The 21425-nt window shown below is 61.1% G+C and carries 20 protein-coding genes; 13 read left to right on the forward strand and 7 right to left on the reverse strand.

The window, feature by feature from the left end; all coding sequences use genetic code 11:
• The first annotated feature begins 446 nt into the window (after window positions 1-446).
• The 3 genes from hydA (at window position 447) to preA (ending at window position 4686) form a co-directional block, all read left to right on the forward strand.
• Window positions 447-1886, forward strand: coding sequence for a dihydropyrimidinase (gene hydA, locus C6Y56_RS16850; RefSeq protein ID WP_169430841.1), 1440 nt, complete (start codon window positions 447-449; stop codon window positions 1884-1886).
• 157 nt (window positions 1887-2043) lie between these two features.
• Entirely contained in the window at window positions 2044-3411 is a 1368-nt protein-coding gene (locus tag C6Y56_RS16855; RefSeq protein ID WP_169430842.1) for an NAD(P)-dependent oxidoreductase, read from the forward strand.
• A complete protein-coding gene (gene preA / locus C6Y56_RS16860; protein WP_169430843.1) occupies window positions 3412-4686 on the forward strand; it encodes an NAD-dependent dihydropyrimidine dehydrogenase subunit PreA in 1275 nt (424 codons plus the stop codon).
• A 115-nt stretch (window positions 4687-4801) separates the two neighbouring features.
• Here the strand turns inward: preA and C6Y56_RS16865 are convergent, their stop codons facing one another.
• A complete protein-coding gene (locus C6Y56_RS16865; protein WP_038365564.1) occupies window positions 4802-5422 on the reverse strand; it encodes a TetR/AcrR family transcriptional regulator in 621 nt (206 codons plus the stop codon).
• A 147-nt stretch (window positions 5423-5569) separates the two neighbouring features.
• Between C6Y56_RS16865 and C6Y56_RS16870 the strand changes: the two genes are divergently transcribed.
• The 3 genes from C6Y56_RS16870 to copD are packed head-to-tail and all read left to right on the forward strand — an operon-like array spanning window position 5570 to window position 7275.
• A complete protein-coding gene (locus C6Y56_RS16870; RefSeq protein ID WP_169430844.1) occupies window positions 5570-6004 on the forward strand; it encodes a GNAT family N-acetyltransferase in 435 nt (144 codons plus the stop codon).
• A 47-nt stretch (window positions 6005-6051) separates the two neighbouring features.
• Complete coding sequence (gene copC, locus C6Y56_RS16875; RefSeq protein WP_169430845.1) at window positions 6052-6414, forward strand: copper homeostasis periplasmic binding protein CopC; 363 nt, start codon at window positions 6052-6054, stop codon at window positions 6412-6414.
• Window positions 6415-6417: 3 nt separating this feature from the next.
• Window positions 6418-7275 (forward strand): copper homeostasis membrane protein CopD, encoded by an 858-nt coding sequence (copD, locus tag C6Y56_RS16880; RefSeq protein WP_169430846.1) that lies wholly within the window; start codon window positions 6418-6420, stop codon window positions 7273-7275.
• Between the two features lie 2 nt (window positions 7276-7277).
• Here the strand turns inward: copD and C6Y56_RS16885 are convergent, their stop codons facing one another.
• Together C6Y56_RS16885 and C6Y56_RS16890 are read right to left on the reverse strand one after the other, a co-directional pair.
• A complete protein-coding gene (locus C6Y56_RS16885) occupies window positions 7278-8420 on the reverse strand; it encodes an HlyD family secretion protein (RefSeq protein ID WP_169430847.1) in 1143 nt (380 codons plus the stop codon).
• Entirely contained in the window at window positions 8417-10072 is a 1656-nt protein-coding gene (locus C6Y56_RS16890; RefSeq protein ID WP_169430848.1) for an MFS transporter, read from the reverse strand. The genes C6Y56_RS16885 and C6Y56_RS16890 overlap by 4 nt, the downstream gene beginning before the upstream one ends.
• A gap of 196 nt (window positions 10073-10268) precedes the next feature.
• On the opposite strand from C6Y56_RS16890, the gene C6Y56_RS16895 reads away from it, so the two are divergent.
• Complete coding sequence (locus tag C6Y56_RS16895; RefSeq protein WP_169430849.1) at window positions 10269-11219, forward strand: polysaccharide deacetylase family protein; 951 nt, start codon at window positions 10269-10271, stop codon at window positions 11217-11219.
• Window positions 11220-11261: 42 nt separating this feature from the next.
• On the opposite strand, the gene C6Y56_RS16900 is transcribed toward C6Y56_RS16895, so the two are convergent.
• From C6Y56_RS16900 to C6Y56_RS16910, 3 genes are read right to left on the reverse strand one after another with little or no spacing between them, the layout of a single operon-like run.
• Complete coding sequence (locus C6Y56_RS16900; RefSeq protein WP_169430850.1) at window positions 11262-12062, reverse strand: sulfite exporter TauE/SafE family protein; 801 nt, start codon at window positions 12060-12062, stop codon at window positions 11262-11264.
• Window positions 12063-12071: 9 nt separating this feature from the next.
• A complete protein-coding gene (locus C6Y56_RS16905; RefSeq protein ID WP_169430851.1) occupies window positions 12072-13316 on the reverse strand; it encodes an NAD(P)/FAD-dependent oxidoreductase in 1245 nt (414 codons plus the stop codon).
• 38 nt (window positions 13317-13354) lie between these two features.
• Window positions 13355-13693, reverse strand: coding sequence for an ArsR/SmtB family transcription factor (locus tag C6Y56_RS16910; RefSeq protein ID WP_007952897.1), 339 nt, complete (start codon window positions 13691-13693; stop codon window positions 13355-13357).
• Between the two features lie 99 nt (window positions 13694-13792).
• On the opposite strand from C6Y56_RS16910, the gene C6Y56_RS16915 reads away from it, so the two are divergent.
• Window positions 13793-14656 (forward strand): MBL fold metallo-hydrolase, encoded by an 864-nt coding sequence (locus C6Y56_RS16915; protein ID WP_169430852.1) that lies wholly within the window; start codon window positions 13793-13795, stop codon window positions 14654-14656.
• Between the two features lie 126 nt (window positions 14657-14782).
• Window positions 14783-15643, forward strand: a complete 861-nt coding sequence (locus C6Y56_RS16920) for a tyrosinase family protein (RefSeq protein WP_169430853.1) — start codon at window positions 14783-14785, stop codon at window positions 15641-15643.
• A gap of 12 nt (window positions 15644-15655) precedes the next feature.
• Here the strand turns inward: C6Y56_RS16920 and bkdR are convergent, their stop codons facing one another.
• Window positions 15656-16144, reverse strand: coding sequence for a Bkd operon transcriptional regulator BkdR (gene bkdR, locus C6Y56_RS16925; RefSeq protein WP_007915088.1), 489 nt, complete (start codon window positions 16142-16144; stop codon window positions 15656-15658).
• 185 nt (window positions 16145-16329) lie between these two features.
• On the opposite strand from bkdR, the gene C6Y56_RS16930 reads away from it, so the two are divergent.
• The 4 genes from C6Y56_RS16930 to lpdA are packed head-to-tail and all read left to right on the forward strand — an operon-like array spanning window position 16330 to window position 21275.
• Window positions 16330-17565: a 3-methyl-2-oxobutanoate dehydrogenase (2-methylpropanoyl-transferring) subunit alpha gene (locus tag C6Y56_RS16930; protein ID WP_169430854.1), complete on the forward strand. Its 1236-nt coding sequence runs from the start codon at window positions 16330-16332 to the stop codon at window positions 17563-17565.
• 1 nt (window position 17566) lies between these two features.
• Window positions 17567-18625 (forward strand): alpha-ketoacid dehydrogenase subunit beta, encoded by a 1059-nt coding sequence (locus C6Y56_RS16935; RefSeq protein ID WP_085698142.1) that lies wholly within the window; start codon window positions 17567-17569, stop codon window positions 18623-18625.
• Window positions 18626-19897: a dihydrolipoamide acetyltransferase family protein gene (locus C6Y56_RS16940; RefSeq protein WP_169430855.1), complete on the forward strand. Its 1272-nt coding sequence runs from the start codon at window positions 18626-18628 to the stop codon at window positions 19895-19897.
• Window positions 19898-19901: 4 nt separating this feature from the next.
• The gene (lpdA, locus tag C6Y56_RS16945) at window positions 19902-21275 is read left to right on the forward strand and encodes a dihydrolipoyl dehydrogenase (RefSeq protein WP_169430856.1); all 1374 of its coding nucleotides are present in this window, start codon (window positions 19902-19904) and stop codon (window positions 21273-21275) included.
• Window positions 21276-21425 lie beyond the last annotated feature (150 nt).

The following is a 21425-nucleotide window of genomic DNA, read 5'->3' on the forward strand; positions in this document are numbered from 1 at the left end:
TCTTGTAACTGACTGATGTCTATCAGTTTTAATTATTCACCTTTCAAGCCCGCGGATACTTGACTGAACACTCAGGCTAACTGCCAGGCAAGTTGTCCGAACTGTCAGGACTCAATCTGGTGCACTGCACTTTTTTTCATCGTGGGCGATCAGCCTCAGCTCAACTTCAAGCGGCTGATTTCACATAGGAAATCTTGCTCATATTTCCAACCTGTCAAGTGCGTCAAAATGGTGAAGCGCCTCACCATTTTGGTGATTTTGTATTTTTATCGTTATTTTTCAATGATTTAAAACATTCATAAGCTTATAAAAAATAATCTTGATCAATTGCAGAACTGCGACTAGCGTCTATTCCTGACAGCACTGACAAGATTACGCATTCGGCGCTGCAAACAAATAAAACACTAGAACCGGCACAAGTCGGTCATGCCTGCGAGGAACTCGGAATGTCTCTGTTGATCCGTGGCGCCACCGTTGTTACCCATGATGAAAGTTACCGCGCCGATGTCTATTGCGCTGACGGCGTGATCAAAGCCATTGGTGAAAACCTCGATATTCCCGCCGGCGCCGAAGTGCTCGACGGCAGCGGCCAGTACTTGATGCCCGGCGGCATCGATCCGCACACCCACATGCAACTGCCCTTCATGGGCACCGTGGCCAGCGAAGACTTCTACAGTGGTACCGCCGCAGGTCTGGCCGGCGGCACCACCTCGATCATCGATTTCGTGATTCCCAATCCGCAGCAATCGCTGCTTGAAGCCTTTCACCAGTGGCGTGGCTGGGCGGAAAAATCCGCTTCCGACTACGGCTTCCACGTCGCGATCACTTGGTGGAGCGAGCAGGTGCGTGAGGAAATGGCCGAGCTGGTCAGTCATCACGGGATCAACAGCTTCAAGCATTTCATGGCCTACAAGAACGCCATCATGGCTGCCGACGACACGCTGGTGGCGAGTTTCGAACGCTGCCTGGAACTTGGCGCGGTGCCGACCGTGCACGCGGAAAACGGCGAGCTGGTCTATCACCTGCAACGCAAGTTGATGGCCCAGGGCATCACCGGTCCGGAAGCGCATCCGCTGTCGCGGCCCTCGCAGGTCGAAGGCGAAGCCGCGAGCCGGGCGATCCGTATCGCTGAAACCATCGGCACGCCGCTGTACCTGGTACACGTATCGACCAGGGAAGCCCTCGACGAAATCACTTACGCCCGCAGCAAGGGCCAACCGGTCTACGGCGAAGTGCTGGCCGGGCATCTGCTGCTGGACGACAGCGTCTACCAGCACCCGGACTGGCAAACCGCTGCCGGTTACGTGATGAGCCCGCCGTTCCGTCCGCGCGGGCATCAGGAGGCGCTGTGGCATGGCTTGCAGAGCGGCAATCTGCACACCACCGCCACCGACCACTGCTGCTTCTGCGCCGAGCAGAAAGCGGCCGGGCGAGACGATTTCAGCAAGATCCCCAACGGCACCGCCGGCATCGAAGACCGCATGGCGGTGTTGTGGGATGAAGGTGTGAACACCGGACGGTTGTCGATGCAGGACTTCGTCGCCCTCACCTCCACCCACACCGCAAAAATCTTCAATCTCTACCCGCGCAAGGGTGCGATCCGCATCGGCGCCGATGCCGACCTGGTGCTGTGGGACCCGCAAGGAACCCGCACCATCTCCGCCAAGACCCACCATCAGCAGGTGGACTTCAACATCTTCGAAGGCAAGACCGTGACCGGCGTACCGAGCCATACCGTCAGCCAGGGCCGAGTGGTCTGGGCCGACGGCGACCTGCGCGCCGAGCGTGGGGCGGGCCGCTATATCGAACGGCCGGCGTATCCGGCGGTGTTTGATTTGCTGAGCAAGCGGGCTGAGTTGCACAGGCCGGTTGCGGTTAAACGCTGAAACCCAGGCCTTCGGCCTTCGCTAGCAGGCTAGCTCCCACAGGTGTACGCATTCCAAATGTGGGAGCCAGCCTGCTGGCGATGAGGCCCGTTCAGGCAACACAAAACCACTGCCCGACAGAGGCAGAAAACCTCAAATAACCGTGAGGCAAAAAACCGTGATCGAGACCCTGAACCATCTCCCGCACCCGCACGAAAGTGCGGCCGCCCTCGCCGGCCATTTCACCGATCTGGCGCCGCCGCTCAACGACCGTCAGGCGCACCTGGAAGCCTCGCGCTGCCTGTATTGCTACGACGCACCTTGCGTGAATGCGTGCCCAAGCGAGATCGACATTCCGTCCTTCATCTGCAATATCCATCAGGACAACGTCCCCGGTGCAGCGCAGAAAATCCTCTCGGCGAACATCCTCGGCGGCAGTTGCGCCCGGGTCTGTCCGACCGAGATCCTCTGCCAGCAAGCCTGCGTGCGCAACAACGCCAATGAATGCGCACCGGTGCTGATCGGCCTGCTGCAACGCTACGCCGTGGACAACGCGAACTTCACTGAACATCCGTTCCAGCGTGCCGCCGCCACCGGCAAACGCATCGCCGTGGTCGGTGCCGGCCCGGCGGGTCTGTCCTGTGCCCATCGCAGCGCCATGCACGGGCATGACGTGGTGATTTTCGAAGCGAGGGAGAAGGCTGGCGGGCTCAACGAATACGGGATCGCCAAATACAAACTGGTGGACGACTACGCGCAGAAGGAACTGGATTTCCTCCTGCAAATCGGCGGCATCGAAATCCGTCACGGACAGAAACTCGGTGAGAATCTGACCCTCAGCGAATTGCATCAACAGTTCGACGCGGTGTTCCTCGGTCTCGGCCTCAATGCGAGCAAACAACTGGGTCTGGCTCACGAAGACGCCCCCGGCCTGCTCGCCGCCACCGACTACATCCGCGAACTGCGCCAGGCCGATGACCTGTCGCAACTGCCGCTGGCCGAACACTGCATCGTCCTCGGCGCTGGCAACACCGCCATCGACATGGCCGTGCAAATGGCCCGCCTCGGCGCCCGCGACGTCAACCTGGTCTATCGCCGTGGCGCGGCGGACATGGGCGCCACCGGCCATGAACAGGACATCGCCAAGGCCAATCAGGTGCGGTTGCTGACCTGGGCGCAACCGGACGAAGTCCTGCTCGACGCTCAGGGCAAGGTGCGCGGCATGCGCTTCGCCCGTACCCATCTGGTGGAAGGTCGTCTGCAAACCACGGGTGAGACCTTCGAACTGGCCGCCAATGCGATCTTCAAGGCCATCGGCCAGGCCTTCGACGGCAGCGCCCTCGCCGACCCGCTGGCCCGCGAACTCAAGCGTCAGGGCGAACGCATCCAGGTCGATGAAAACCTGCGCACCAGCATCCCCGGCGTGTATGCCGGCGGCGACTGCACCAGCCTCGATCAGGACCTGACCGTGCAAGCGGTGCAACACGGCAAGCGCGCCGCCGAGGCGATCAACGCTCAACTGATGCTCAACGTGGAGGCTGCGTAAATGGCCGATCTCTCGATTGTCTTCGCCGGTATCAAAGCCCCCAACCCGTTCTGGCTGGCCTCCGCGCCGCCGACCGACAAGGCCTACAACGTGGTGCGCGCCTTCGAGGCCGGATGGGGCGGTGTGGTCTGGAAAACCCTGGGTGAGGATCCGGCGGCGGTCAACGTGTCGTCGCGTTATTCGGCGCATTACGGCGCCAACCGCGAAGTGCTGGGCATCAACAACATCGAACTGATCACCGACCGCTCGCTGGAAATCAACCTGCGGGAAATCACTCAGGTGAAGAAGGACTGGCCTGACCGCGCGCTGATCGTGTCGTTGATGGTGCCGTGCGTCGAAGAGTCGTGGAAACACATCCTGCCGCTGGTGGAAGCCACCGGTGCCGACGGCATCGAGCTGAATTTCGGCTGCCCCCACGGCATGCCGGAGCGCGGCATGGGCGCGGCGGTCGGTCAGGTGCCGGAGTACGTCGAGCAGGTCACGCGCTGGTGCAAGACTTACTGCTCGCTGCCGGTGATTGTCAAACTCACCCCGAACATCACCGACATCCGCGTCGCCGCCCGCGCCGCACATCGGGGCGGCGCCGATGCGGTGTCGCTGATCAACACCATCAACTCGATCACCAGTGTCGACCTCGAACACATGGTCGCCCTGCCCACCGTCGGCAGCAAAAGCACCCACGGCGGTTATTGCGGCTCGGCGGTCAAGCCGATTGCACTGAACATGGTCGCGGAAATCGCCCGTGACCCGCAGACTCAAGGCCTGCCGATCTGCGGCATTGGCGGCATCGGCAGTTGGCGCGATGCGGCGGAGTTCATCGCGTTGGGCAGCGGCGCGGTGCAGGTGTGCACGGCGGCGATGCTGCATGGTTTCCGGATTGTCGATGAGATGAAGGATGGTTTGTCCCGCTGGATGGACAGTCAGGGTTACGCCAGCATCGCCGAGTTCTCCGGGCGTGCGGTGGGCAACACCACGGACTGGAAGTACCTGGACATCAACTATCAGGTGATCGCGAAGATCGATCAGCAAGCGTGTATCGGATGCGGGCGTTGCCACATTGCTTGCGAGGACACCTCACACCAGGCGATCAGCAGCCTGAAACAGGCCGATGGCACGCACAAATATGAAGTGATCGATGATGAGTGCGTGGGGTGCAATCTGTGCCAGATCACTTGCCCGGTGGCGGATTGCATCGAGATGGTGCCGATGGAGACAGGGAAGCCGTTCCTGGACTGGAATCATGATCCGAGGAATCCCTACCATGTCAGCCCTTGAGGACAGCGGCGTCTGAGCCGACGCTTTCGCGAGCAGGCTCGCTCCCACCTTTGGAATGCATTTCCCTGTGGGAGCGAGCCTGCTCGCGAAGAGGCCAGCCCGGCCACCACAAGACTCAGGGCTCCAAACCTATCCCCCGCAAAATCACACTCGTCACCGTCTGCACCGCCCGCTCGAACTGCATGTCCGACAACGGCTGGTGCTCATTCAAAATATTCACCTGATGATCAAAGTCGGCATAGTGCTGGGTCGACGCCCAGATCATATACAGCAGGCTCGACGGTTCCACCGGCAAAATCCGCTTGTCTTCCACCCACTGACGGATCTTCGCTTCCTTCATCTTCGCCCAGTCATAGAGGCTCACATCCAGCGCTTCACCCAGCGTCGGCGCGCCGTGGATAATTTCGTTGGCCCAGACTTTCGAGCCGTAGGGCCGGCTGCGCGAGTGGTTCATCTTGGCGCGGATGTAGCTGCTGAGCACCACACGGGGATCATCGAACATCTCGAAGCACAGCGCGTCCTGCTTCCACACTTCCAGCAGGTCGAACAGCACGGCGCTGTACAGCTCGCTCTTGGTTGAAAAGTAGTAATGCAGGTTGGAGCGCGGCAGCTGCACTTCGGCGGCGATGTCAGCCATGGCGGTGCCGCCGAAGCCTTTTTCGGCGAACACTTTTTCCGCCGCCAGAAGGATTTTCTCGACATTGCTGCGGCGGATTTCGATCTTGTGATTGCCCATGAGGGCTCCCTGAAGACAACGTTGTTGAAGACTAGCATCCGCTCTGGGCAAGGGGCGACAGGCGAGAACGATTCTTCACACACTTGGGCTTTTTTCTGGTTTAGGATCGCCCCCCTTCACCCTGTCAGACGCTGAAGGATCCTGTCGATGAACATTCGCAAGCGCATCGCCGCTGACGACCCGCAACTTGCCGACCTGTGGGAACGCTCGGTCCGCGCCACCCATGATTTTCTTCCGGAAGATGACATTCACCGGTTGTTCCCGCTGGTGCGTGACGCCTACCTGCCCGCGCTGGATGTCTGGGTCTTCGAGAACCCCGACCGTTCCCCGGCAGGTTTCATCGCCACCGATGACGACACCGTGCAGATGCTGTTCATCGACCCGGCCCGGCGTGGCCAAGGTATCGGCCGCCGCTTGCTCAATCATGTCCGCCGCCCTCTGCTGAAGGTCGACGTCAATGAACAGAATCCGCAGGCCCACGGCTTCTACCGGCACTACGGATTCGAAGACATCGGCCGCTCAGCACTCGACGGCGAAGGCCGGCCTTTTCCGGTCATTCACATGCGCCTGAAAGCCCTGTGATCCTCTCTCTATACTCAGCCCGCCATTTCACTGAAAGGAACCTGCCCATGTCGATGAAGCAACTGCTCACTGCCAGCGCCCTGCTGGCCTCGCTGGTCGTCACTTCCCAGGCGTTCGCCCATGCTCACCTGAAAGGCGAAACCCCGGCCGCCGACAGCACCGTCGCCGCGCCTGCGGATTTGCGCCTGGTGTTTTCCGAAGGCGTCGAAGCCGGCTTCACCAAAGTCATCCTGACCCACGACGGCGCGCCGGTGAAGATCAAGCCGCTGACCACCGAAGGCGACAGGAAAACCCTGATCGTCACCCCCGAAGCACCGTTGACCGCTGGCGAATACAAGGTTGAATGGCACGCGGTGTCGGTCGACACGCACAAGAGCGAAGGCGCCTATCAGTTCAAGGTTGGCCAGTAATTCATGAATGACGCGCTGGTGCTGTGCCGGTTCCTGCATTTCATCGTGGTGTTGATGCTGTTCGGGGCCTGGCTGTTCCGGCCCCTGCTGCTCAAGGGTGAAGCGCTGGCGCTGGATCGACACCTGGCGCGGCTGGCTCGTTGGTTGGCGGCGATCGCCCTGGCCAGCGGCGTTGCCTGGGCGTTGCTGATCACTGCGAGCATGGCCGGTTCAGCCGCTGCGGCGTTCGATCCGGACACTGTCGAGCGGGTGTTGGGCCATACGTTTTTTGGCCAGGTGTGGCGCTGGCACCTGCTGATCAATGCACTGTTGCTGGCGCTACTGTTTACGCCCTGGCGTTCGAGCCAGCCATTGCGGCTGGGCCTGAGCGCGTTGCTGCTGATGACCCTCGCGCCGGTCGGCCACGGGGCGATGCTCGACGGTTTCAGCGGCCAGATGTTGATCCTCAATCAGGTCATTCACCTGACCTGCGTCGGCGCCTGGCTCGGTGGGTTGTTGATGCTGGTGGCGATTCTGCGCCAGTCCGGCGAAACGGTGCGCTACGTCTTGCAGCGGTTCAGCGGGATCGGCTATGTGTTGGTTGCCGGCCTGCTGATCACCGGATTGATCAACGTGCGTGTTCTCACCGGCCAGTGGTGGCCGACGCCGTTGTTCTCGGGATTCGCCCTGATCCTGTTGATCAAGGCCTGGCTGGTGCTCGGGATGCTGGGGCTGGCGCTGTTCAATCGCTTGCGCATCCGTGATTGCGAACAGCGCGTCGATACCCTCAAGCGCAGCGTGATGCTGGAGTGGCTGCTGGGGATCGGTGCCGTGGCGGCGGTTTCCGTGCTCGGCACCCTGCCGCCAATGATTGCGGTCTGAGGTCAGTGTTTCTGAGTATCACCCTTCGCCGTATCGATGCTGACCACCACCGACATCCCCGGCCGCAAGCGCTCGATTTCCTGTTGGTCCGGATCGATGGTCACTCGCACCGGCACACGCTGGGCGATCTTCACGAAGTTGCCGGTGGCATTGTCGGCCTGCAATAACGCGAACTCCGAACCAGTGCCGGGCGAGATGTGCTGAACGTGTCCGGTGAATCTGCGATGGTTCAGCGCATCGACGGTGAAGCTCACCGGTTGCCCGACCCGCACGTTATCCATCTGGGTTTCTTTCATGTTGGCAATCACCCACTTCTGGTCCGGCACCAGCGCCATCAGTTGCGCCCCGGAATTGACGTAGGCACCCAGACGCACGCCGATCTGCCCGAGCTGACCGTCACGCGGGGCAATGATGCGGGTGTTGGACAGGTCGATTCGCGCCAGTTGCACGGCGGCCTCGGCACTGGCCACTGCGGCCTCCAGCGAGCCACGATTGACGATCACGGTTTGCAGATCCTGCCGGGCGATTTCCAGATTGGCCTTGGCCTGGGCCACCGATGCAATGCTTTGCGCGTTGGCGGCCAGCGCCACGTCCATCTCGCGTTTGGACACCGAGCCGTCATTGACCAGCGCCGTGTTGCGGCGCAGGTCCGCCTCGCTTTTGCGCAACTGCGCCTCGCTGTCGGCCACCACCGCCTGACGCAACTTGATGGTCGCCTCGGCGCTGTTGCGCTGCTGCACCACATTGGCCAGCGCAGCCTTCTGCACCGCCAGTTGCGCCAGCGACTGATCGAGACGTTGCTGATAGATGCGGTCATCGAGACGCACCAGCAAATCCCCTTGCTTCACAAACTGGAAATCCTGCACCGGCACTTCAAACACATAGCCACTGAGCTGCGGGCCGATGATCGTCACCTGCCCGCGCACCAGGGCGTTTTCAGTGGTCTCCACCGCGCTGCTGAACGGCGGCAACTGCCAGGCATAGAGCACGATCAGCACACCGACGATGGCGACCCCGGCAAAGCCCAGCGACGAGATGATCCGCACCCGCAACGACCGCGGCTCGGTATTCGGTGATGACGGCGGCGCCACGCCTTCAGGGGTGGCGGCAATGGCATTGGTGGTCGTGGTAGTCGGTTCGGTCATGAAGAAGTGGCACCGCTGGAAGGTACGGAAGGTGTCGGGGCGACGGCTCTTGTGGTGCTGATCAGCCACAGCGCGCGGATGGAAATCCAGATCATGGTCAGGATCGCGATCACCGCGATCAGCATGAACACATCGTTATAGGCCAGTACGTTGGCCTCGCGGGTGGCGGCGTTGGCCAGGCTGCGAATGCCTTGCAGGTTGCGCAGGCTCGGGTCGCCGATCAGTGAGCCGACCGCCGAACCGCCGCTCTGCACACGAGCGGCGACGCGGGGATCGGAAAGCACCAGTTGCTCGACGATGTGGCTGGAATGAAATTTCTCGCGAACGATCTGGAACGTCCCCAGTAACGCCGCACCGATCAGGCCGCCGAGGTTGTTGCAGATCCCGAACAGCACCGAAAAGCTCACCAGATTGCGCGGATTGGTCAGCACGTTGCGGGTGCCGAGGACCATGGTCGGGCCGAGGAAAAAAGTGCTGCCGAACGCCAACAGAAACTGGCTGAAATACAGGTTCTCGGGGCGGGTCAGGTTGTTCGAGGAACTGTCGATGATCGAACCGGTGGCCATCAACGCCAGCGAGATGATCAGCGGCATCAGCAGGTGTTTCGGGTCAATGGTCAGCGCACTGGTCAGCAGGCCGGCGACGCTGCCGATCAGCATCACCACATACAGGCTATGAAGCTGTTGGCTGCTCATGTTCAGGTATTGCATAAAGCCCACGGCACCGGTGGATTGCTCCGAGGTGACCATGCGAATCAGGATCACCGCCAGTGCCAGGCGGATCATCACTGCGCTGCCGAGCCAGCGGGTCATCAGCATCGGGTTGCTGCGGTTATGTTCGATGGCCAGTCCCGCGAGAATCAGGGCAATCGACGCGGCCAGGGCGATGCCGATCCAGTCGGCCTCCAGCCACCAGTCGATCCGGCCCAGGGACAACACGGCGCACAGCAAAGCCACGCCACTGGCCAGAATCGCGAAGGTGAGGAAGTCGAGGGGTTCGAAAGTCTTGAACCGGTCACCCGGCGGCAGTTTGAGCATCAATACACAGCCCAGCGACAGCAACGCCATGCCCAATTCGAACAGATACAAGCCGCGCCATTCGGCGATCTGCAGCAAGTCTTCGGAAAACAGTCGCGCCAGTGGCAAGGCCAGTTGCGATGTACCGAGGCCCAGCACCAGCGCCTTCATCCGCCACTTGGCCGGGAACGCCTGCACCATGTAATACAGGCCCAGCGAGCTCAACGCCGCGCCGACCATGCCGTGAGCGGCACGCACGGCGATCGCCGAGTTCAGGTCATTGACAAACAAATGGCCGAACGTCACCAGCGCATACAGCACCAGAAACACCTCGGTGAACGCCCGCAGCCCGAACTGCTGGCGAAACTTCACCAGCAGCAGATTCATCGAAACGTTGGTCATCACGTACGCCGCCGGCAACCAGGCCATCTCCGCCGTGGTCGCCCCGAGCGCGCCTTGCAGGTAAGGCAGGTTGGCGACCACCAGCGAATTGCCCAACCCGCCGGTCAACGCCACCAGCAACCCCACCAGCGCATAGGCCAGACGCTTGGGGTTGGAGTGCAGCGGCGTCGAGGGGGATCCGGGCAGACTGGGCTTCTCGTGAGGCTGCCAGTTGCGCGGGGTGTATTGGTTCATTGAATGGCCTTGTACGGTGATGGCTTGAGTTTGCCGCAAAACGGCAGCCAAACACATATCCCTGTGGGTGCTTGCTCACACGGGTTTGGGGTGGATTCGTAAATTTTGTTTAAAAGTCATCTCGCCCGCAGCGGATTTTTCCCAAGCGTAGCGGATGCCAACCTTGCTGCACTTCTCAACCTGCAAGGTGCCCGTTATGACCACGCCCCGCTGGCAACGCTCCCCGCGTCTGCTGAAAAATCTACTGGCAGCCGCCCTGTTGCTGCCCACCCTCGCCTTCGCCCAGGAACGCCCGTGGCCGGATGGCGCGCAACTGGTGATTTCGGTGTCGATGCAATTCGAAACCGGCGGCCAGCCCGAGGGCGCAGAAAGTCCGTTCTCCGGCACACCGCTGCCCAAAGGCTACCCGGATCTGCCGGCGCAGACCTGGTTCGATTACGGTTACAAGGAAGGTCTGTGGCGCATGCTCGATCTGTGGGATCGCACCGGCATCAAGGTCACCTCCCACGTGGTCGGCGAAGCGGCGCTCAAGCACCCGGAACTGGCCAAGGCAATTGCCGAACGCGGCCATGAGCTGGCGGCCCACGGCATGCGCTGGGCCGACTCGTACAACATGAACTACGCCCAGGAAAAACAGTTCATCGGTGACGGCGTCGCCGCGGTAGAGAAAATCACCGGCCAACGCTCGGTGGGCTACAACGCCAACTGGCTGCGCCGCAGCCCCAACACGCTGAAGGTGCTGCAGGACCTGAATTTCACCTACCACATCGATGACGTCAGCCGCGACGAACCCTTCGTGACCATGGTTCGCGGGCGCAAATTCGCCGTGGTGCCCTACACCCTGCGCAATAACGACATCGTGCTGATCGAAGGCCGGCATTTCTCCGCCGAGCAGTTCTATCAGCAGCTGGTGCTGGAGTTCGATCGACTCTATGCAGAAGGCGCAAGCAAGCGGCGGATGATGTCGGTGAGTCTGCACGACCGCATCGGCGGCACGCCGGCAATGGTCGAGGCCATGGAGCGCTTCATCCGCTATGCGCAATCACATCCGAAGGTGACGTTCATGCGCAAGGATCAGATCGCGCAGGTGGTGCTGACCGAGAAAAACCCGCTGATCGACAACACCGAGGCAGCGTACAACCAGTGATAAAAAAATCGCAGCCAAGGCTGCGATTTTCTCTTTAACGACTCAGGCCCGCAGCAACATGTACACGGCGACGACCAGGCACACACTGGCAAATCCCACCTGCAACGTCCGCGCCGGCACCCGCGCACAGAGTTTTCGGCCAACGATCATGCCGATGATGCTGGCCACGATGAACGCCATGCCCAGGTGATCGATCCGCACCCCGGCATGAAATGCACCGATCACGCCGATGGCGGAAATCAGGCTGATGACCATCAACGACGTGGCGACGATGCCGCGCATCTGCACATCGGTCAGTTGCTTGAACGCCGGCACGATCAGGAACCCGCCACCGACGCCGAGCAGTCCGGACACCACACCGGTCACCGCCCCCAGCGCTGCGAGGGTTGCGGTGCATTTGGCGGTCCAGTCGAAACGGCCGGTCTGTTCATTGAGCATGCAGTTCTTCTGCCCCCAACTGGCGTGGCCATGATCACTCGGACCCTCTTGCTGGCGTTCGCGACGCAGCATGCGCCAGGCCACCATGACCATCAGCAGGCTGAAGAGGATCATCAGGACCTTCTCCGGCAACTGGTGCGCGAGGTAGATGCCCAGTGGCGAAAACACGGCGCCTAGCGCAGCGATCAACAGCGCCGCGCGGTAGCGCACCAGCCCATGGCGCAGACCATCGATGGCCCCGACTGCCGCCGCACTGCCCACGGCGAACAGCGCCACCGGTGCTGCCTGCGTCATCGTCCAGCCCAGACCGAGCACCAGCGCCGGTACCGCGAGAATCCCGCCACCCGCCCCGGTCAGTCCGAGGATCAATCCCATCACCACGCCAAACAGACTTGCCAGCAACATAGGGAGTACTCAGTCGACTTTGGACACACCGGTCAGCCACTCGCGGCCCTTGAGCATGCCGTTCCAGTAGAACCACGGCAGCAGGGACGCCTTCAGCCACCACGCGGAACGTCGTGGCACGGTCGGGTCGAGGGGGAAGGTCGGCAGCAATTTACCGCCGTAGCCGAACTCGGCGAGGATCACCTTGCCCTTCTCCACCGTCAGCGGGCAGGAACCGTAGCCGTCATACTTCAGCGGCAACGCCAGAGACTTGCGCTGGGCCAGCAGGTTCTCGGCGACCACCACGACCTGCTTGCGCACGGCGGCAGCGGTCTTCGCGTTGGTGGTGTTGCAGATATCGCCGAGTGCGAACACCTGCGGGTAACGCGGATGTTGCAGGCTGTGCGGGTTGACCTCACACCAGCCGGCGGCGTCGGCCAGCGGACTTTGTGCGATGAAGTCAGGGGAGACCTGTGGCGGTACGACGTGCAGCAGATCGAAGGTCTTGGCTACCTGAGTGACGTTGCCATCGGCATCCTTGACTTCGAACCACGCGGTTTTTGCCGGCCCGTCGACCTTGACAAGATTGGCGTTGAACGCGAGACGGGCGTTGTATTTTTCGATGTATTTCATCAGCGGGGGCACGAACGTCGCCACGCCGAACAACGCCGCGCCGGCCAGGTTGAATTCAACCTCGACCTTGTTCAATACGCCTGTTTTGAGCCAGTGATCGCAGGACAGGTACAGCGCCTTCTGCGGAGCGCCGGCGCATTTGATCGGCATCGCCGGCTGGGTGAACAGCGCTTTGCCGCCGCGCAGTTTCTGCACCTGATCCCAAGTGTATTGCGCGTGCTGATAACTGTAGTTGGAGGTGACGCCGTGCTGGCCGAGGCTTTCCTGCAGGCCTTCGATCTTCTCCCACGCCAGGCGCAGACCAGGACAGACGATCAGGTTCTGGTAGCTGACGGTACGTTGATCGTTGAGGGTGAGTTGGCGTGTGTCGGGATCGATGCCGGTCACGGCTGCCTGAATCCAGGTAGCCTGACGCGGTATCACCCTGTTCATCGGTCTGGAGGTGTCCCTGACATCGTAGGCCCCACCGCCGACCAGCGTCCACGCCGGCTGGTAGTAATGCTGGGCACTCGGCTCGATCACCGTGATGTTCAGGCCGGGATCGCGCTTGAGCAGGCTCGCGACAAAACCGATGCCGGCAGTGCCGCCGCCGATGACCACGATGTCCGCACTGATGGATGGGCCCCAGTGTTGATCGTTCATTGCTTGTTCCTTATTGCTGCACGCAAGGATAGCCGGGTCTATTGCGCCCAGCTTTTGAGCACGGCTCCACAGTAGAGTCCGGACAGTGTTTTCATTACCTGGATCACTTCGTGACTGGCCAGACCGTAGAAAATGTACTTGCCTTCACGACGGGTCGCGACCAGCCCTTCATCGCGCAGGATGCCCAATTGCTGGGACAGGGTCGGCTGGCGCACACCGGTCATTTTTTCCAGTTCGCCGACATTGCGTTCGCCCTGGGTCAACTGGCACAGGATCAGCAGCCGATCCTCATTGGCCAGGGCCTTGAGCAGCGAACAGGCCTTGGAGGCCGAGGCCCGCAGTTGGGCGACTTCACATTCGGTCAGACTGGATTGCATTTGCAGGATGCCTTCAACGTCACTTAAGCTGCGGACATTATGTGTTTACATAAAGTGTTGCAACCCTGACTTTCCACCTATTTGCACAGGACCCTGTCCATGCCCGCGATGATTGAAGCGTTCCTCGACCCCGCCTCCTCGACCTACAGCTACGTGGTCTACGAGGCCGCTGGCGGACAGTGCGCAATCGTCGATTCCGTGCTTGATTACGATGGTGCCGCGGGCCGTACCTGTACGGCTCAGGCAGACAAAATCATTGCCTTCGTACGAGCCCACAATCTGCAGGTGCAGTGGTTGCTGGAAACCCACGCCCACGCCGATCACCTCTCCGCCGCGCCCTATCTGCGTCGTGAATTGGGCGGCAAGATCGCGATTGGTGAATCGATCAGCAAAGTGCAGAACGTGTTCAAGGCTCTGTTCAACCTTGAGCCGGAGTTTTGCGTCGACGGCTCACAGTTCGATCACCTGTTCGCACCGAACGAGTCGTTCAGGATCGGCAACCTCAAGGCGACCGCCCTGCACGTTCCCGGCCACACCCCGGCAGACATGGCCTACCTGATCGACGGCGAGCAGATCCTGGTCGGTGACACGTTGTTCATGCCCGACGTCGGTACCGCCCGCTGCGACTTCCCCGGCGGCAATGCCCATCAACTGTTCCATTCGATCCACAAACTGCTGGCCTTCCCCGCCAGCGTGAAGCTCTACGTCTGCCACGACTATCCGCCGCAAGGTCGCGCCTCGCAGTGCCAGACCACCGTCGGCGAACAGCGCAAAAGCAATATCCATGTGCATGATGGCGTCGACGAAGCCGCGTTCGTCGATATGCGTACCAGACGTGACGCGGGGTTGGGAATGCCGACCCTGTTGCTGCCGGCGATCCAGGTCAATGTGCGGGCGGGTAATCTGCCGCCGGCGGAAGGCAATGGCGTGACGTACCTCAAGATTCCGATCAATGCGTTATAGGAAAAAGCTGCACAGGGCGTGATGGAGGAAGCTTTTCCCACATAACGCGTCGATAGCGATGAACTGGTTTAATTCCGGCCAGCAGGCAGACTTCATTGGGCAATCAACCAATGGAGTTTTTGAAATATGGATATTCGCCGCAACCATCGGGATCTGTCCCGGGATGAAAAATCCGCCTTCATCGAAGCGATCCTCAAGCTGAAAAACAACGTCGACAGCGTACTGCGCCCCGGTCAGCAGAGTCGTTACGATGACTTCGTCCAGATCCACAAGAACTCGATGGGACGGGGCAACCCGCTGGACCCCAATCCGCATGGCAATCCCCTGTTCTTTCCCTGGCACCGGATTCTGATTCGCCAGTTCGAGCTGGCCCTGCAAGCCGCTGCCAATGATCCGGGCATCACCCTGCCCTACTGGAACTGGCAACTCGGGGGGGCCGACAACCCCTTCACCTCCGATTTCATGGGGGGAAATGGCGACAACACGCTGGGGCAGCGCGTCACCGCCGGCCCGTTTTCCCGGGAGCACTCTCAATTTGAAGTGGCGGTATGGGACGAGGCACCGGGAAACACGGGCCTGCTTCGAAACCTGGGCGCAGAAGGCGCACTGCCTTCGGCAGAGGCCGTCATTTCTGCCCTTAACAGGACGCCCTACTGGCTGGAGCCCGACGGTTGGGAAAACGTTGCAGAAAGAGAGCTGCACAATCCGGTTCATGCATGGGTCGGTGGCAACATGCTACACGCGGCGTCCCCGAACGACCCGGTCTTCTTCCTGCATCACTGCTACATGGATCTGTTGTGGGAACGCTGGAAGCATCAACATCCGCGCCTCCCGGCATTCACGTCCAGGGAAGGCGATCCCGATGCCATGAATGAAACAGCACTGGTTTTCCACCCGGAGAATGAACCCGCCCCCTGGGCACAAACATTCACGGTTGGGCAGACGATCCATACGACGGAGCTGAATTATCGATATGACTACCTGTAATCCTCTCAGCGATCAGTTGCCGAGGGTCAAACCGTTCGCCGGCAACGGCAAAGCGGTCTTGTAGCGCACCTGCTTGAGTGCAAAGCTTGACCGTATGTTCGCCACGCCCGGTACCTTGGTCAGAAAGTCCATCATGAAGCGCTCGAGCGACTGAATGGTCGGCACCAGTACCCGAATCAGATAATCCGGGTCGCCGGCCATCAGGTAGCACTCCATAACTTCCGGGCGGTCGGATATCGCCTCTTCGAAATGCTGCAAAGCTTCCTCCACCTGCTTCTCCAGGCTGACGTGAATGAACACGTTCACGTGCAGCCCGAGCAGGTCGGCATCGAGCAGGGTCACCTGCTCACGGATCAGCCCCAGTTCTTCCATCGCCTTGACCCGGTTGAAGCACGGCGTCGGCGACAGATTGACCGAACGGGCCAGATCGGCGTTGGTGATGCGCGCATTCTCCTGAAGGCTGTTGAGAATGCCGATGTCGGTACGGTCCAGTTTGCGCATGAGACAAAACCACCTGTTTTTTATGTTTATGCAGAATTTCTATCTGCAAATGATCTCCAGCGCAACGAAACAGAGAGAAATATTCTTCTTGCCCGGGCCTATGATTGTTGTAGGACAAGATTTCTTTTATCGAAGAATGACTGCCAGCTCACTACAAGAAATTCACAAGATCGAGCGTAGAAGCCATGACCCAAGCGTATGAACCGCTGCGTCTGCACGTCCCTGAACCCTCGGGCCGCCCAGGCTGCAAAACCGACTTCTCCTACCTGCATCTGACCGATGCCGGCACGGTGCGCAAACCTTCCATCGACGTTGAACCGGCCGACACCGCCGACCTGGCTCGTGGCCTGATCCGCGTGCTCGACGACCAGGGCAACGCCCTCGGCCCATGGGCCGAAAACGTGCCGGTCGAGATCCTGCGCAAAGGCATGCGCGCCATGCTCAAGACCCGGATCTACGACAACCGCATGGTGGTCGCCCAGCGTCAGAAAAAAATGTCGTTCTACATGCAGAGCCTCGGGGAAGAAGCCATCGGCAGCGCCCAGGCCCTGGCCTTGAACATCGACGACATGTGCTTCCCGACCTACCGCCAGCAAAGCATTCTGATGGCTCGCGACGTGCCATTGGTCGACCTGATCTGCCAACTGCTGTCCAACGAGCGCGACCCGCTCAAGGGTCGTCAGCTGCCGATCATGTACTCGGTCAAGGACGCCGGTTTCTTCACCATTTCCGGCAACCTCGCCACTCAATTCATTCAAGGCGTGGGCTGGGGCATGGCTTCGGCGATCAAGGGCGACACCAAAATCGCCTCGGCCTGGATCGGCGACGGCGCCACCGCCGAATCGGACTTCCACACCGCCCTCACCTTCGCCCACGTTTACCGTGCGCCGGTGATCCTCAACGTGGTCAATAACCAGTGGGCAATCTCGACCTTCCAGGCCATCGCCGGTGGTGAAGCCACCACCTTCGCCGGACGCGGCGTCGGTTGCGGCATCGCCTCTCTACGGGTTGACGGCAACGACTTCTACGCGGTCTACGCCGCTTCCGCCTGGGCCGCCGAACGCGCCCGCCGCAACCTCGGCCCGACCATGATCGAATGGGTCACCTACCGCGCCGGCCCGCACTCGACCTCCGACGATCCGTCCAAATACCGCCCTGCCGACGACTGGAGCCACTTCCCGCTGGGCGACCCGATTGCCCGCCTGAAACAGCACCTGATCAAGGTCGGCCACTGGTCGGAAGAAGAGCACGCCGCCGTCAGCGCCGAGCTCGAAGCCGAAGTGATCGCTGCACAGAAAGAGGCCGAACAGTACGGCACCCTCGCCGGCGGCCAGATTCCAAGCGCCGCGACCATGTTCGAAGACGTCTACAAAGAGATGCCGGAGCACTTGAAGCGCCAGCGTCAGCAGTTGGGGATCTGACATGAACGATCACAACAACAATATTCAGTTGGAAACCGCCATGACCACGACCACCATGACCATGATCCAGGCCCTGCGCTCGGCCATGGATGTGATGCTTGAGCGTGACGACAACGTGGTGGTGTTCGGCCAGGACGTCGGCTACTTCGGCGGCGTGTTCCGTTGCACCGAAGGCCTGCAGGCCAAGTACGGCACCTCGCGGGTGTTCGACGCGCCGATCTCCGAGAGCGGCATCGTCGGTGTCGCCGTGGGCATGGGCGCTTATGGCTTGCGACCTGTCGCTGAAATCCAGTTCGCCGACTACGTCTACCCGGCGTCCGACCAGATCATTTCCGAAGCCGCCCGCCTGCGTTATCGCTCGGCCGGCGAGTTCACTGCGCCGATGACCCTGCGCATGCCCTGCGGCGGCGGCATCTACGGCGGCCAGACCCACAGCCAGAGCATCGAGGCGATGTTCACTCAGGTCTGCGGTCTGCGCACCGTCATGCCGTCCAACCCGTATGACGCCAAAGGCCTGCTGATCGCCTCCATCGAAAACGATGACCCGGTGATCTTCCTCGAGCCGAAACGCCTGTATAACGGTCCGTTCGACGGCCACCACGACCGCCCGGTAACCCCGTGGTCGAAACACCCGGCCGCGCAAGTGCCGGACGGTTACTACACCGTGCCGCTGGACGTCGCTGCCATTACCCGTCCGGGCAAGGACGTGACCGTCCTGACCTACGGCACCACCGTGTACGTGTCGCAAGTCGCCGCCGAAGAATCCGGCGTGGATGCCGAAGTCATCGACCTGCGCAGCCTGTGGCCGCTGGACCTGGAAACCATCGTCAAATCCGTTAAGAAAACCGGCCGTTGCGTCGTGGTACATGAAGCCACCCGCACCTGCGGTTTCGGCGCCGAGCTGGTGTCGCTGGTGCAAGAGCATTGCTTCCACCACCTGGAAGCGCCGATCGAACGCGTCACCGGTTGGGACACCCCCTACCCGCACGCGCAGGAGTGGGCGTATTTCCCTGGGCCGTCCCGAGTGGGCGCGGCGCTGAAACGGGTCATGGAGGTCTGAATGGGCACGCACGTTATCAAGATGCCGGACATCGGCGAAGGCATCGCAGAAGTTGAACTGTCGCAATGGCACGTCAAGGTCGGCGATCTGGTGGTTGAAGATCAGGTGCTGGCCGACGTGATGACCGACAAGGCGATGGTAGATATCCCGTCGCCAGTACACGGCAAGGTGATCGCGCTGGGCGGTCAGCCGGGTGAAGTGATGGCAGTCGGCAGTGTGCTGATCAGCATCGAGGTTGAAGGTGCGGGCAATCTGAAGGAGTCCGACAAGCCAGCTCCCGTTGCGGCGAAGGAAACACCTGTCGCACCGAAAGTTGAAGCTGTCGTTGAAAGCAAACCCGCCGCGCCACGTACGGCTGCGGTTTGCCAGGGCCCGATGGTTGCCCGTGAAGCCAATGAACGCCCGCTGGCCTCGCCCGCCGTGCGCAAACATGCGCTGGATCTGGGCATTCAATTGCGTCTGGTGCGCGGTTCCGGTCCAGCCGGTCGTGTATTGCACGAAGACCTCGAGGCTTATCTGGCCCAAGGTCAGTCGAACGCTTCGGCGCCGGTCGCCGCCGCGTACGCCCAGCGTAACGATGAAGAACAGATTCAGGTTATCGGCATGCGCCGCAAGATTGCTCAGCGCATGCAGGACGCGACTCAGCGCGCTGCACACTTCAGTTATGTCGAAGAAATCGATGTCACCGCGATTGAAGAACTGCGCGCCCATCTGAACGAAAAACACGGCGCCAGCCGTGGCAAGTTGACCCTGCTGCCGTTCCTGGTGCGCGCGCTGGTTGTCGCCCTGCGTGACTTCCCGCAAATGAACGCCCGTTACGACGACGAAGCCCAGGTCATCACCCGCCTCGGCGCGGTGCATGTCGGCGTCGCCACCCAAAGCGATGTCGGCCTGATGGTGCCGGTGGTGCGTCATGCCGAAGCGCGCAGCCTGTGGGACAGCGCGGCGGAAATCGCCCGTCTGGCCACTGCAGCCCGCAATGGCAAGGCCAGCCGCGATGAGCTGTCCGGTTCGACCATCACCCTGACCAGCCTCGGCGCCCTTGGCGGCATCGTCAGCACCCCGGTGCTGAATCTGCCGGAAGTGGCCATCGTCGGCGTCAACAAAATCGTCGAACGGCCGATGGTCGTCAAAGGCCAGGTGGTGATCCGCAAGATGATGAACCTCTCCAGCTCCTTCGATCACCGCGTGGTCGACGGCATGGACGCGGCGCTCTTCATCCAGGCCATTCGTGGCCTGCTCGAACAACCCGCGACCCTGTTTGTGGAGTGATGGCATGCAAACTCTGAACACCACGCTGCTGATCATCGGCGGCGGTCCTGGCGGTTACGTGACGGCCATTCGGGCCGGGCAACTGGGCATTTCGACCATTCTGGTCGAGGGCGAATCGCTGGGCGGCACCTGCCTGAATATCGGCTGCATTCCGTCGAAAGCGCTGATTCATGTGGCCGAACAGTTTCACCAGACTCAACACCACAACCAGCATTCGGCACTGGGCATCAGCGTTTCGGCGCCGACCCTCGACATCACCAAAAGCGTCGAATGGAAGGACGGCATCGTCGATCGCCTGACCACCGGCGTCGCCGCGTTGCTGAAGAAGCACAAGGTTCAGGTCATCAACGGCTGGGCCAAAGTCATCGACGGCAAGACCGTGGAAGTCGGCGATACCCGCATCCAGTGCGAGCATCTGGTGCTGGCCACCGGCTCGAAAAGCGTCAACCTGCCGATCCTGCCGATTGGCGGGCCAATCATCTCGTCCACCGAAGCGCTGGCACCGAAGTCGGTACCGAAACGTTTGATCGTGGTCGGCGGTGGTTACATCGGCCTGGAGCTGGGCATTGCCTATCGCAAGCTCGGCGCCGAGGTCAGTGTGGTCGAGGCGCAGGATCGGATTCTGCCGGCCTACGACGCCGAACTGACCCAACCGGTGCACGACGCGCTGAAGCAACTGGGCGTGAAGCTGTACCTCAAGCACAGCGTGCTGGGCTTTGACGGTACGTTGCAGGTGCGCGATCCGAACGGCGACACCCTGAACCTGGAAACCGATCAGGTGCTGGTGGCCGTCGGTCGCAAACCCAATACCCAGGGCTGGAACCTCGAAGCGCTGAACCTGGACATGAATGGTTCGGCAATCAAGATCGACAGCCGCTGCCAGACCAGCATGCGCAACGTCTACGCCATCGGCGACCTGAGCGGCGAGCCGATGCTGGCCCACCGCGCCATGGCCCAGGGCGAGATGGTCGCCGAGCTGATCAGCGGCAAACGCCGCGAATTCAACCCGACCGCCATCGCTGCCGTGTGCTTCACCGACCCGGAACTGGTCGTGGTCGGCAAGACGCCGGATGAAGCCAAGGCGGCGGGACTGGACTGCATCGTGTCGAACTTCCCGTTCGCGGCCAATGGCCGGGCGATGACCCTGGAATCGAAAACCGGTTTCGTGCGAGTGGTCGCCCGTCGGGACAATCATGTGATTGTCGGCTGGCAGGCGGTGGGTGTCGGGGTCTCGGAATTGTCGACCGCGTTCGCCCAAAGCCTGGAAATGGGTGCGCGACTGGAAGACATCGGCGGCACCATCCATGCGCACCCGACCCTGGGTGAAGCGGTGCAGGAGGCGGCGTTGCGTGCGCTTGGGCATGCGTTGCACCTGTAAAAAACCGCTGCGGGGGAGTTTTTTCATAAGCAGGCTAATAAATCTGCGGCTCCCCCCATCGCCCGGGCTGCGAAACCGCTCAAGAATGAAGTATTGTTGTGCCCATCCAAAAAAACGTCAGAAGCCTTGAACCGCTTCGGCGGTTGTTCA

It is taken from the genome of Pseudomonas fluorescens (assembly GCF_012974785.1).
Taxonomy (GTDB): domain Bacteria; phylum Pseudomonadota; class Gammaproteobacteria; order Pseudomonadales; family Pseudomonadaceae; genus Aquipseudomonas; species Aquipseudomonas fluorescens_BT.